The organism is Salinispora pacifica CNR114 (genome assembly GCF_000514775.1).
Lineage (GTDB): Bacteria > Actinomycetota > Actinomycetes > Mycobacteriales > Micromonosporaceae > Micromonospora > Micromonospora pacifica.
Genome location: NZ_AZWO01000017.1, coordinates 15,881 through 28,144, shown reverse-complemented (window position 1 = coordinate 28,144; position 12,264 = coordinate 15,881). Strand labels below are relative to the sequence as shown.

The 12,264-nt window shown below is 70.7% G+C and carries 14 protein-coding genes; 5 read left to right on the top strand and 9 right to left on the bottom strand.

Annotated elements, in window-relative coordinates; all coding sequences use genetic code 11:
* Positions 1–6 precede the first annotated feature (6 nt).
* Genes B118_RS0112130 through moaC form a run of 4 tightly spaced genes read right to left on the bottom strand, consistent with a single transcriptional unit; the run spans position 7 to position 2,698 of the window.
* Positions 7–435 carry a molybdenum cofactor biosynthesis protein MoaE gene (locus tag B118_RS0112130; RefSeq protein WP_018221933.1) on the bottom strand — a complete coding sequence of 143 codons (429 nt, stop codon included), beginning with the start codon at positions 433–435 and terminating at the stop codon, positions 7–9.
* On the bottom strand, positions 432–1,682 hold the full coding sequence (locus B118_RS0112125) for a molybdopterin molybdotransferase MoeA (RefSeq protein WP_018812330.1): 1,251 nt from the start codon (positions 1,680–1,682) through the stop codon (positions 432–434). The genes B118_RS0112130 and B118_RS0112125 overlap by 4 nt, the downstream gene beginning before the upstream one ends.
* Before the next feature lie 54 nt (positions 1,683–1,736).
* A complete protein-coding gene (locus B118_RS0112120; RefSeq protein ID WP_018221931.1) occupies positions 1,737–2,210 on the bottom strand; it encodes a MogA/MoaB family molybdenum cofactor biosynthesis protein in 474 nt (157 codons plus the stop codon).
* On the bottom strand, positions 2,207–2,698 hold the full coding sequence (gene moaC, locus B118_RS0112115; protein ID WP_026185566.1) for a cyclic pyranopterin monophosphate synthase MoaC: 492 nt from the start codon (positions 2,696–2,698) through the stop codon (positions 2,207–2,209). The genes B118_RS0112120 and moaC overlap by 4 nt, the downstream gene beginning before the upstream one ends.
* A 124-nt stretch (positions 2,699–2,822) precedes the next feature.
* On the opposite strand from moaC, the gene B118_RS0112110 reads away from it, so the two are divergent.
* The 3 genes from B118_RS0112110 to B118_RS0112100 are packed head-to-tail and all read left to right on the top strand — an operon-like array spanning position 2,823 to position 5,158.
* The gene (locus tag B118_RS0112110; RefSeq protein WP_028192828.1) at positions 2,823–4,112 is read left to right on the top strand and encodes a glycosyltransferase 87 family protein; all 1,290 of its coding nucleotides are present in this window, start codon (positions 2,823–2,825) and stop codon (positions 4,110–4,112) included.
* Between the two features lie 19 nt (positions 4,113–4,131).
* On the top strand, positions 4,132–4,764 hold the full coding sequence (locus tag B118_RS0112105; RefSeq protein WP_018221928.1) for a phosphoribosyltransferase: 633 nt from the start codon (positions 4,132–4,134) through the stop codon (positions 4,762–4,764).
* Positions 4,765–4,783: 19 nt separating this feature from the next.
* On the top strand, positions 4,784–5,158 hold the full coding sequence (locus B118_RS0112100; protein ID WP_018812333.1) for a TFIIB-type zinc ribbon-containing protein: 375 nt from the start codon (positions 4,784–4,786) through the stop codon (positions 5,156–5,158).
* A 144-nt stretch (positions 5,159–5,302) separates the two neighbouring features.
* Here B118_RS0112100 and dnaB read toward each other — a convergent pair whose 3' ends face one another.
* The 5 genes from dnaB to rpsF all read right to left on the bottom strand — a co-directional run bounded on the left by dnaB (position 5,303) and on the right by rpsF (position 8,788).
* Positions 5,303–6,709 (bottom strand): replicative DNA helicase, encoded by a 1,407-nt coding sequence (dnaB, locus tag B118_RS0112095; RefSeq protein WP_018812334.1) that lies wholly within the window; start codon positions 6,707–6,709, stop codon positions 5,303–5,305.
* A gap of 422 nt (positions 6,710–7,131) precedes the next feature.
* Positions 7,132–7,578 carry a 50S ribosomal protein L9 gene (rplI, locus tag B118_RS0112085; protein ID WP_018221924.1) on the bottom strand — a complete coding sequence of 149 codons (447 nt, stop codon included), beginning with the start codon at positions 7,576–7,578 and terminating at the stop codon, positions 7,132–7,134.
* Positions 7,579–7,592: 14 nt separating this feature from the next.
* The gene (gene rpsR, locus B118_RS0112080; protein ID WP_007073789.1) at positions 7,593–7,832 is read right to left on the bottom strand and encodes a 30S ribosomal protein S18; all 240 of its coding nucleotides are present in this window, start codon (positions 7,830–7,832) and stop codon (positions 7,593–7,595) included.
* Between the two features lie 41 nt (positions 7,833–7,873).
* Positions 7,874–8,407 (bottom strand): single-stranded DNA-binding protein, encoded by a 534-nt coding sequence (locus B118_RS0112075; protein ID WP_018221923.1) that lies wholly within the window; start codon positions 8,405–8,407, stop codon positions 7,874–7,876.
* A 90-nt stretch (positions 8,408–8,497) separates the two neighbouring features.
* Positions 8,498–8,788 carry a 30S ribosomal protein S6 gene (gene rpsF / locus B118_RS0112070; protein ID WP_025618049.1) on the bottom strand — a complete coding sequence of 97 codons (291 nt, stop codon included), beginning with the start codon at positions 8,786–8,788 and terminating at the stop codon, positions 8,498–8,500.
* A gap of 536 nt (positions 8,789–9,324) precedes the next feature.
* On the opposite strand from rpsF, the gene B118_RS0112065 reads away from it, so the two are divergent.
* On the top strand, positions 9,325–10,116 hold the full coding sequence (locus B118_RS0112065) for a deoxyribonuclease IV (RefSeq protein ID WP_028192827.1): 792 nt from the start codon (positions 9,325–9,327) through the stop codon (positions 10,114–10,116).
* Entirely contained in the window at positions 10,113–12,254 is a 2,142-nt protein-coding gene (locus tag B118_RS0112060) for a hypothetical protein (RefSeq protein WP_028192826.1), read from the top strand. The genes B118_RS0112065 and B118_RS0112060 overlap by 4 nt, the downstream gene beginning before the upstream one ends.
* Positions 12,255–12,264 lie beyond the last annotated feature (10 nt).

Here is a 12,264-nt window from a genome sequence, read left to right as displayed (position 1 = left end):
ACGGCGTCAGGGACAGTTCACCCACTCCTCGGTGCCGTCCGCGAACACCTGCCGCTTCCAGATCGGCAGCCGCGCCTTCACCTCGTCAACCAATCGGGCACAGGCGGCGAACGCGGCGGCTCGGTGGGCGGTGCTGACCGCCGCCACCAGTGCCGCGTCGCCGATCTCCAGTGGCCCGACCCGATGCGAGACGGCCACCGCGTACACCTCGGGGTCGGCGGCGATCTCGGCAGCGACCTCGCGCAGCACCCGCTCGGCGCTCGGGTGCCCCTCGTAGGTCAGCGCGACCACCGCTCGGCCATGGTCGTGATCCCGGACGACGCCCTGGAACGACACGACCGCGCCAGCGGCCCGGTCCGCCACCGCACCCTCGTGTGCGGCGAGATCCAACGGTCGCTCGGTAACCTCGCCGAACGCCACGGTCGGGGCGGTCACGACCCGCGCTCCCCGGGCAGCAACGGCAGCGGCACGACCGACACCCGGTCACCCGGCTCGCCGGACGCGCCGGGGCGGATCACCGCGAACCCGTCGGCTTCGGCCAGGCCGCGCAGCATCGCCGAGCCGACGTGCCGGAGCGGATGGGCGGTGCCGGTGACTCGATCCAACCGGACCAACGCGAGGTGGGTGAAGGCGCCCCGCCCGGGAATCGGCTCGGCGAGCACCGCCTGCGGCAACTCCGGCATCAGCCGGCCGGCGAGACCGGCCAGCAGCGGTGCGACCAGCGACGCCAGGGCGATAATCGCGGACTGCGGGTTACCGGGCAGCCCGGCCACGAAGCGTACCCGGCCGTCGGTGCCGACCACCCGGGCCAGCAGCATCGGGAAGCCGGGCCGAACGGCGACGGTGTTGACCACGTACTCCGCCCCCAACGCCGCAAGTGCGGGATGCAGGTGGTCCACCGGTCCGTGCATGGTGCCGCCGGTCGTGCAGACCAGGTCGGCCTGGGTGAGCGCATCCCTGAGCGCCGCCACGTGCGCCGAGAGGGTGTCCGCCACCGGCCCGACCACGTCGGAGGGGCGCACCGCACACCCGTACCGGCGCAGCCACGCCGGCACGGCGGGACCGAGTGCGTCCCGGACCCGCCCCGCCCCGGGCGGCCCGGCCGTCAACAGTTCGTCCCCGAAGACCAGCAACGCCGCGCGCGGCTGCCGCCGTACGCGCAGGGTGTCGTGTCCGCAGGAGGCGGCCAACCCGATCACCGCCGGGTCCACGGGCGTGCCGACCGGGCACAGCTCCTCTCCGGCGGCGGCCTCCTCACCCGGCAGCCGCCACTCGGGCGACGGCCGGGGAGTGCCGGCCACCAACCCGTCCGGGGTACGGCTCGACTCCTCCACCCGCAGCACGGCGGCGGCGCCGTCGGGAACCATCGCACCGGTGGCGATCTCGACGGTGGTGCCGTCCTCGGTCAGCGGCGCCGGAACCCCGCCGGCCAGGACCCGACCCACGATCCGCCACGGACCGGCGCCACGCACCGCCCAGCCATCCACGCTGGTCGTGCGGAACGCCGGTAGGGGGGTCCGGGTGGCCAACGGCTCGGCCAGGGTATGCCCGTCGAGGTCAACGAGCGGCCGACCCACCACCGGCAGCGCGGCAGCTCGACCCACCGCGTACGCCCGGGAACGCGCCTCCTCCCAGCCCGCGGGTGGGGGCGGAGCGACGGGGGCGGCGGCTGCGGCTTCCATGCTCACCCGACGAGAGTATCGGGGCGTGCACGTGCCCGTTGGTCCGCGAACCGATCAGTGGTCCCCGCCACGAAGCTGGTCAACAGCGTGGGCGAGGATCGGCCCGAGCACGGCCAGCCCGTCGCGGGCGCCACCGGTCGAGCCGGGGAGGTTCACCACCAGCGTCCGCCCCAGCACACCGGCGACTCCCCGGGACAACACTGCGGTGGGCACGCGGTCCCGGCTGTACGCGCGGATGGCCTCCGCGATGCCCGGGATCTCGTGGTCGAGCAGCGCCCGGGTCACCTCCGGGGTACGGTCCGTCGGGTTGATGCCGGTGCCACCACTGGTCACCACGACATCCACCCCCTCGGCGGCGGCGGCGCCCAGCGCCGCACCGACCGGGTCACCGTCCGGGACCACGATGACCGGCTCGTCCACCACACAGCCCAGCTCCCGCAGGCCGGCGGCGAGCAGCGGGCCGCTGGTGTCCGGGTAGACACCGGCGAAGGCCCGGTTGGAGGCGACAACCACCCGCGCCCGGATCACGGGCGGTCCTCGGGGCGGACCCACTCACCGGTCGCTCCGCCCTCCTTGCGCAGGACACGGACCGCGTCCACCGTGGCCGCCGGGTCGACGGCCTTGACCATGTCGACGAGGGCCAGGCCGGCGACCGCGACGGCGGTGAGCGCCTCCATCTCGACGCCGGTGCGGTCGGCCGTCCGGGCGGTCGCGGTGATCTCAACGGTGTCGTCGGTGAGGGTCAGGTCAACGGCGACGCCGTGTAGGGCGATCGGGTGGCAGAGCGGAATCAGGTCCGGGGTCCGTTTCGCGCCCATGATCCCGGCGAGCCGGCCGACGGCGAGCGCATCTCCCTTGGGTAGCCCATCGCGGCGCAGGAGGTCAACGACCGCACGGGTGGTGCGGAGCCGGCCGGCGGCGACGGCCAGCCGCCCGGTCACCGCCTTGGCGGAGACGTCAACCATGCGGGCTGCGCCTGCCGCGTCAACGTGGGTGAGCTGCGCGGAGTCCGTCACGACGGCGAGTCTAGTCACCGCTCTGCCGGGCTCGGCCGCCGGTTGGAACGGCCACCGGCCGGCTACCACCGCGGTCCTTCCCAGCTCGCCTGACCCGGCGCCGCCGATCTGCAAAACTGACCGCGTGACCAGCGCCGTTCCGGGCGTACGCCGCGGGTGGTCCGCCGTTGACAACGCCGCCGGTGGCCTCGCCGTCGACCTGGCCCTCTACGCCGCCTCAGCCGGATTCGCCGCAGTCACCACCCTGACCTCCGCCCTCGCCCCGCACCGCGCGTGGGGCAGTGTCGCCACCGCCGGCTACCTCGTCGCCGCCGTCGTCGCCACCGCCCAGCTGCTGAGCTGGCGGCGCCGCCGCGGCTCCCCGCTGACCGGGCTCGCCACCCGCTGGGCGGTCGCCGGGCTCGCCGCCAGCACCACCGTGCTGCTGCCGGTGCTCTGGCAGAGCACCGAACGGGCCTTCGGGCGTCCCGACCGGGCGCAGGAGGAGGTCATCGTCATTGAGGACTCCGGGCGGCGGCTGATCGAGACCGGTACGCCCTATCTCAGCCGCGAGGCGATCGCCGCGCTCCCCACCAGCGAGCAGCTCTTCGGCTACACCCCGTACCAACCGGCAATGGCCCTGTTCGGGCTGCCCCGCGCCCTCGTCGACACCGCGTTGACCGACGCCCGGGTGTGGTTCGCGCTCGCCACCGTCGCCATCCTCGCACTCGCCGGGCGCACGCTCTGGCGGTCCGGCGCCCGCGAGGCACACCGGCCCGGCAGCGGCATTCTGCGCGGCGTACAGGCCGCCGCGATCCTGCCGGTCAGCGCGCTCACCCTCGCCACCGGCGGCGACGACCTACCCGTTCTCGCGCTCTGCCTGTTCGCGCTCACCCTCGCCGCCGCCGGTAAACCGGGCCGGGCCGGGGCTGCCGTGGGGTTGGCCGCTGCCCTGAAACTCTTCGCCTGGCCGGTCGCGGTGGTCTTGGCCGTCTGGGGTGCCACCCGACGGTCCGGCCGGCGGGTCCTCGCCGGCGCCCTGGGGCTGCCGGCCCTCGCCCTGCTGCCCGTCCTGCTGATCGACCCCGACGCGTTGGTCGAGAACGTGCTCCGCTTCCCGCTCGGCCAAGGCCTGGTCACCAGCCCGGCCCAGTCCCCGCTCCCGGGCCACCTGATCTCCACCGCGCTGCCCGCCGGGCGGCTACTCACCGGCGGGCTGCTGCTTGCCGTGGGGCTGGCCTTCGCCCTGCGGCTCACCCGCCGCCCGCCGCGTACGGCCGCCGCCGCGTCGCTCATCTGCGGGTACGGGCTCCTCGTCGCGCTCCTACTCATGCCTGCCAGCCGGTTCGGCTACCTGCTCTACCCGCTGGCCTTTCTGATCTGGACCCCCGCACTCGCCTGTCGGAATCCAGCAACCCGCCACGAAACCGACTAACCCGGCGTACACCTGAGAGGTGACCACCTTTCGTGACCGCGGCGACGCGGGTCGGGCACTCGCCGATCGGCTCACCGCGCTCGTCGGCGAACCCGATGTCATCGTGCTTGCCCTGGTTCGCGGCGGAGTGCCGGTGGCCGAGGTGATCGCCCGTCGACTCGAGGCCCCACTCGATGTGATCACCGTCCGTAAGCTCGGCCTTCCCGGTGCGCCCGAGGTCGCGTTCGGCGCGATCGGTCCCGGCGGGGCCCAGGTGCTCAACGAGCGGATCGCCAGCCGGCTCAGCCCGGCGGAGATCGCCGAGGTCGATCGCCAGGAGCGGGCCGAGTTGGATCGCCGGGAGCGGCTCTACCGGGCCGACCGTCCGCCGCTGGATCTCACCGACCGCACCGCCCTGATCGTCGATGACGGCCTCGCCACCGGCGCCACCGCCCGCGCCGCGGTCCAGGTCGCCCGCCACCTCGGTGCCCGACGGGTGGTGGCGGCTGCCCCGGTCGGCTCGCAGGAGGCGTACGAGTTGCTCTCCGCCGAGGCCGACCAGGTTGTCTGTCCGCAGCACCCGGCCGAGTTCACCGCGGTCAGCGCCTACTACGACGACTTCCACGAGGTCTCCGACGACGAAGTCACCGCCACGTTGACCGCGACCGCTTAGGTCAACCAGGTACGGTCAGATGATGAGCCTCACCTGTCCCAAGTGTCACGGCGAGATGCGCCAGTACGAGCGCAGTGGCGTCGTCATCGATCAGTGCAGCGAGTGCCGGGGGATCTTCCTCGACCGCGGCGAGTTGGAGAAGCTGTTCGAGGCGGAGGCTAACTGGAACCGGCAGCAGGCCGCTCCGGCACCCGCCCAGCCCAGCCAGCCCGGCGGGTACCCGCCGCCACCGCCGCAGCAGCCCGGCTACGGCACCGTGCCGCCCCCGCCGCCCGCGCACGGCTACCCCCCGGCTCCGGCCCCGGCCTACGGGAGCCACGGTCAGCACTACGGTTACCACGGGCACTACCGGCGGAAGCGGCACAAGGGCTTCCTGGGCGACCTGCTCGGCTGACACCGTACGGCGCGTCCGGAGGGACCCCGCCGCGGCAGCGCGGGCCGGGATCCTTCCGGACGCTGCCCGTTCCTTCCGCAGGCTGCGCGGTGATTCGGACGCTGCGCGGTCAGCTGACTTCGCGCACCTGATCGCTGGGTCCACTCACACGATCGCCATGTCCACGAAGCGCGACAGGTGGAGCTGCGCTGCCACCGTCACCGTGTCGGTCGGCCCGTTCCGGTGCTTGGCCACCACGAAGTCCGCCTCCCCGGCCCGCGGCGACTCCTTGTCGTAGTAGTCGTCACGGTGCAGCAGGATGACGACGTCGGCGTCCTGCTCGATGGAGCCGGACTCCCGCAGGTCGGAGAGCTGGGGCCGTTTGTCGGTCCGCTGTTCGGGGCCACGGTTCAGCTGGCTGACCGCGATAACCGGGCACTCGACCTCCTTCGCGAGGAGCTTGAGGCCACGGGACAGGTCGGCGACCTCCTGCTGCCGGCTCTCCGTACGCTTCGGCGAGGTCATCAGCTGGAGGTAGTCGACGACGATGAGCTTCAGATCGTGTCGCTGTTTGAGACGTCGCGCCTTGGCCCGGATCTCCATCAGGTTCATGCTCGGCGTGTCGTCCACGAAGAGCGGCGCCTCACTGATCTCACCCATGCAGCGGGCGAGCTTCGTCCAGTCGTCGTCGGAGAGCTGACCGCTGCGCAGCACGTGCAGGGGCACCCGGGCCTCGGCCGAGAGAAGTCGCATGACGATCTCGACCTTGCTCATCTCCAGCGAGAAGATCGCCGCGGCCTGGTTGGCGCGAATCGCTGCATTCCGCGCGAAGTCCATGCTCGCCGTGGACTTCCCCAGGCCGGGCCGCCCGGCGACGATGATGAGCTGGCCGGCCTGCAGACCGTTGAGGAGTCGGTCGAGGTCGGTGAAGCCGGTGGGAACGCCGGTCATCATGCCGTGCTGGGCGCCGACCGCCTCGATCTCGTCGAGCGTGGGCTGGAGCATGTCGGCGAGGATGGCGAAGTCCTCGCTGACCCGCCGCTCCGTGACGTCGTAGACGGCCTGCTGGGCGAGGTCAACGACGTCATCCACGTCCCGGCTGCCGCTGGCGGCGGTACCGAACCCGAGTTGCACGATCCGGGTGCCGGCCTCGACCAGCCGCCGGAGCACGGCCCGTTCGCTGACAATCCGGGCGTAGTAGGCGGCGTTGGCCGCGGTGGGCACACTGGCGATCAGGGTGTGCAGGTACGGTGCGCCCCCGATCCGGACCAGGTCGCCGGAGTCGGCCAGGGCCGCCGCGACCGTGATCGAATCAGCGGGCTCGCCCCGGCCGTAAATCTCGAGAATCGTGTCGAAGACGGTGGCGTGGACGGGTCGGTAGAAGTCGTTGCTCTTGAGAATCTCGACCACGTCGGCGATCGCGTCCTTGGACAGGAGCATCCCGCCCAGCACACACTGCTCGGCGGCGATGTCCTGCGGTGGGGTCTTCTCGAACTGGCCGTCCCGCTGCACCGGCACCGATGTCGGCCCACCAGCACGCGGTTCGGCTGCCATCTCGTCGGCGACCGACACGGCTCCCCCTTCACACCGTCAGCTCATCGGCCTGGCTCCACCGCGGAGTCACGGCCTTCTCGACCCGCAGGGCGATCGGGGGCCATCGTGCGGCGGGTCGGTTGGCAACCATACGGAAGACGAGCAGGACGCCTCAACAGCAGCGGTGGACGAGTCTCGGGACAACCTGTGGATAGCAGGGGGAAGGCATGTGTGCAGCTTGTGCACAGCCTGTGGATAACTGTGGAAGAGTCTCCCTCAACACCACTCTGAGCTGGAAAAACAGCATCCACACCCTGTGGATAAAAGAAAATCAGTCAGCCGCCGGGCTGGGATACCGGCGCCAGTTCGGCCCGAGGCACGATACCGATCGAGCCGGGACGGGATACGGATCGGGCCCGCGCCGAGTACGGCGCGGGCCCGATCGGTGGTGCGGGTGGGTGTCAGCTCTGAACGACGTTCAGGTCGAACGCGGCGGTCACCTCGGGGTGCAGCTTGATCCGCACCGGGTAGGAGCCGAGCGACTTGATGTGCCTGGGCAGCTCAAGCCGACGACGGTCCAGCGTCGGGCCGCCAGCGGCCTTGACGGCCGCGACGATCTCGGCCGCGGTGACCGAACCGAAGAGCCGACCTCCCTCGCCGGCGCGGGCCTTCAGGGCTACCTTCAGCCCTTCGAGCTGGCCCTTGACCTCGTTGGCGTGGCCGAGGTCACGAATCTCGCGGGCCGACCGGGCCCGCTTGATCAGCGTGACCTGCTTCTCCGCGCCCTTGGTCCAGGCGATCGCGAAGCCCTGGGGCAGCAGGTAGTTACGGCCGTAGCCGTTCTTGACCTCCACGATGTCCCCTGGGGCACCGAGGCCGGATACCTCCTGAGTCAGGATGATCTTCATGTCGGCGCCTCCCCTCAGCGAGCCGTCGCCGTGTACGGCAAGAGCGCCATCTCGCGGGCGTTCTTGACCGCACGGGCGATCTGCCGCTGCTGCTGCGAGGTCACGCCAGTCACTCGCCGGGCACGGATCTTGCCCCGGTCGGAGATGAACTTGCGCAGCAGCGCAGTGTCCTTGTAATCGATATAGGTGATCCCGTCCTTGTCTAGCGGGTTCACCTTCTTCTTCGGCTTGCGAAGTGCCGCAGCCTTGGCCATTGACCTTGCTCCTGGTTTGCGATTGCGGGCGCTCGGCGCCATCAGAACGGAGGCTCCTCGTCGAAGTTGCCACCACCGGACCCGCCGCGCGAGGGCGCGGGAGCAGGAGCAGGAGCGGCCGAGGCCCACGGGTCGTCGAAGTTGCCTCCGCCGCCCTGGCCACCACCGCCGCCAAAACCACCACCGCCCGAGCGGGACATCTTCTGCACCTTCGCCGTGGCGTAGCGCAGCGACGGGCCGATCTCGTCGACCTCCAGCTCGATTACCGTGCGCTTCTCACCCTCGCGGGTCTCGTACGACCGCTGCCGCAGCCGACCGGACACGATCACGCGGGTGCCGCGCTGCAGCGACTCCGCGACGTGCTCGGCGGCCTGCCGCCACACGGTGCACGAGAGGAACAACGGCTCGCCGTCCTTCCACTCGCTGGACGACTTGTCGAAGAACCGGGGCGTCGAGGCGACCCGGAACTTGGCGACCGCCGCCCCGGAGGGGGTGAATCGCAACTCGGGGTCATCGGTCAGATTGCCGATGACCGTGATGATGGTTTCTCCTGCCATGACCATCTCCTCGCGCACTCATCGTCTCGCCGTACAGGCTGACAGAGCCGTCCGACAATGCCGACGAGGCTGATCCGGGGGTGTCGGGGTTGGGGGTCGGGGTGCGCCTCAGCGCACTTCCGGCCGAATAACCTTGGTACGCAGCACCGACTCGTTGAGCCGCAGCTGACGGTCCAGCTCGGCCACCGCTGCTGGCGTTGCCTGCAGGTCGATGACGGCGTAGATCCCCTCGGTCTTCTTGTTGATCTCGTACGCGAGGCGCCGGCGGCCCCACACATCGGTCTTCTCGACCGAGCCACCCGCGGTCCGAATCACGTTCAGGTACGTGTCGAGCGACGGAGCGACGGTGCGCTCCTCAAGGCTGGAGTCGAGGATCACCATGATCTCGTAATGACGCAAGACGTGCTCACCTCCTATGGGCTAGGACGGCCACGGTCCTTCCGTGGCAGGAGGTCGTGCGTCGTGGCCCACCCGGAACCGGGGGGACCCGGCCGGACGTGGACAACCGAACCAGGATACCCGGCCCGAACGATCATGCCCGGGGTGGTGGAAGTGCCCCCGAACATGGTTCACGGGGGGCCCGGCCAAGACGTCGATGTCGAGGCGAGCCCCCCGTGAACCAGAGACCGCGGGGTGTCGTGTCCGCATTCCTTGGGTGGGACCTGGGGAGGAACGACCACACCGATGAGGTTGGACCGGCGACACCCCGCGGGGCTTCATCATGTTGTTTCCCGACCATATCCTTAATGTGCAGGACTTGTCGGAGAATTCGGTAAATCTCAGACAATCTACTAGTCCAAGCTCACAGAACCGTCCATCCCACCTCGTTCAACGACGACTGATCACTGCGGTGACGCACCTCTGACCACGCCGGTTACGCGCGTCGCCGCACTGCGGTCGCCGTCGGTCGGTGAACTCGACGTAGGCTCCCCAGCATGCGTATCGGAGCCCACGTCGATTCGTCCGACCCACTGGCGGAGGCGACCGCCAGAGCCGCCGACACCGCGCAGTTCTTCCTCTCCGACCCGCAGGGTTGGAAGACGCCGAAGCCGCGGGCGGACGCCGACCGGCTGCGCAGCGCCGAGGTGGACCTCTACGTGCACGCACCGTATGTGATCAACCTGGCCACGTTGAACAATCGCATCCGGATCCCCAGCCGCAAGCTCCTGCTCGCGCACGCCCGAGCCGCCGCCGCTGTCGGAGCCCGTGGCCTGATCGTGCACGGGGGCCACGTCAACGCCGGCGACGACCTCGCCACCGGGTTCGACAACTGGCGCAAAGCCTTCGCGTACGCGGCGGAATCCGGCGGCTTCGGCGTACCGGTGCTGATCGAGAACACCGCCGGCGGGACGAACGCCTGCGCCCGCCGACTGGACGCGCTCGCCCGGCTCTGGGACACGATCGGCGATCACGAGGTGGGCTTCTGCCTGGACACCTGCCACGCGTACGCGGGCGGTGAGGAGTTGCTCGGGCTGGTCGACCGGGTCAAGGCGATCACCGGGCGGATCGACCTGATCCACGCCAACAACTCCAAGGGCGCCTTCAACTCGGGCCAGGACCGACACGACAACCTGACCGGCGGCACGATCGACCCGGAGCAGCTGGTGGCGGTGATCCGCGCGGCGGGCGCCCCGGTGGTGGTCGAGACACCCGGCGGGGCGGACGGCCAAGCAGCCGACATCACCTTCCTCCGGGAGCAGCTCGGCGTGCCGGGTACGACCGGATGACCATCGGACGCCCTGGCGGCCCACCGCCACCGAATCCCAAGGCGGCCAGCACCGCCGGTGACCGAAAGCCCAAGACCATCATGGACAAGCTCGAAGCTGGCCCGGGTAACGCCGGATCACCCAAGGACGACGCCACGGCCGCCGACACCGCCAAACCCACCAGCACCGCCACCGCGGAGAGCACCACCGCGGGCAGCGCGGACACCGCCACCAAGAGCACCACCGCGGACACCACTGCTGGCGGCAGCGCCGCCGGGCGCGGCGACGCCTCCTCTTCGGACGGCACCGCTACTTCTGCTGACAGCACCGCCGAGGGCACCGCAGAAAAGGATGCGAAGGGTGCTAACGGCGACAAGGAGAAACAGGACCCGTTCGCGTCCTTCGGCCCCGCTCCGACCCCGGTACCGACCCGGATCGGCCGGGCAACCCGCTCCGTTGGCCGGTTCCTGACCCACGAGTGGATGCTCGCAGCGCTCGGCTCGCTGGCCCTGGCCGTCGCGATGACCTGGCCGACACTGCGCTACCCGCGCTACACCCTGCCCCAGGACTACTGGGATCCGAGCCTGCAGGCATGGCAGATGGCCTGGTCCGGGCACGCACTGTTGACCGACCCGGGCCGGCTGTTGCACGCCAACGCGTTCTTCCCGGAACGGTGGAGCTTCGTCTTCTCCGACACCCTGCTGGGGTACGCCCCAGCGGGGATGATCGGCACCGGCCCCGAAGCCGCCCTGCTCCGATACAACATCATGTTCGTGCTGGCCCACGCCCTCGCCACGTTCGGGGCGTACGTGCTGGCCCGGCAGTTGGGGTCGGGCCGGATCGGCGCCGCGGTCGCCGGAGTTACCTACACGTACGCACCCTGGTTGCTGGCCCAGGCCGGGCACCTGAACGTCATCTCCAACGGTGGCATCCCGCTGGCGCTGGCGATGCTCGCTCGGGGGCATGGCTGGTCGCTGCGGCACGGCTACCGACCGGAGAAGCGACGGGTCGGTTGGGTGTACGCCGGCTGGCTGGTCGCCGCCTGGCAGCTCAGCCTCGGCTTCGGCATCGGGCTGCCGTTCGCGTACGTCCTCGCCGGGACCGGGCTGGTCGCCACGGTGACCTGGTTCCTGCGACGCTGGGTCGTCCGCCCGGTGCGACGCCCCTTCGGTCGGCGGCTGTTCGCCGCCAACGTGGTCGGCGGGCTGATCTTCGCTGCGGTTGGCGCGTTGCTCGCACTCCCCTACTTCACCGTCGTCGAGCTGCATCCGCAGGCGGAGCGGACCGTCGCCGACCTCGCCTGGTTCTCTCCACCCGCGACGGGCTTCCTCACCGCGCCGGCCGAGTCGCGAATCTGGGGTGACCTGCACGAGGGGGCTCGGTCGACACTGCCCTGGCAACCGGAGATGACCTTGCTGCCCGGGTACGTGCTCTACGCGCTCGCCCTGGGCGGCCTCTTCTTCTCGGTGTGGCGGGTCCGGCACCGGCTCCTGCTGCTGGCGGGGGTCGTGGTCAGCATGGTGCTGGCGATGGGCACCGAACTATTCGACGGGCGGTACACCTACGTGCCGCTCTTCGATTACCTGCCCGGGTGGAACGGCCTGCGTACGCCGGGTCGGCTGATGCTCTGGACGACCCTGCTGCTCGGACTCCTCGCGGCCGGCGCGGTAAGCGCCTTCGCCGGCCGGGTCCGGAAGATCTCCGCCGCCCGGATCCCGTCCTGGCCGAACCCGTGGCTGCGGTTGGCCACGCTGCTGCCACTGCTGTTGGTGACCGCCGAGGGGCTGAACCGCACCCCGCACCCGGTCGTCCCGGTGCAGCCCGCGGCGATGCGCACGGTGGACGGCCCGCTGCTGGTGCTGCCGAGCGACCCGAATCGTGACCAGCCGGTCATGCTCTGGTCAACCACCCACTTCCAGGACCTCGTCAACGGGGGGAGTGGCTTCACCCCGGCCCTGGTCGAGGAGGTGCGTCAGGCGACGATCACATTCCCCGACCAGGCCAGCGTCGACTACCTGCGCACCCTGGGCGTTCGCAACGTCCTGATCCCTCGGGATCAGGTGGCCGGCACGCCCTGGGAGTTCACCATCGACGCACCGGTTGACGCGCTCGGCATCACCCGGGAGGAGATCGGCGACGTGGTCGTCTACCGCCTGTGACCGGATCCCG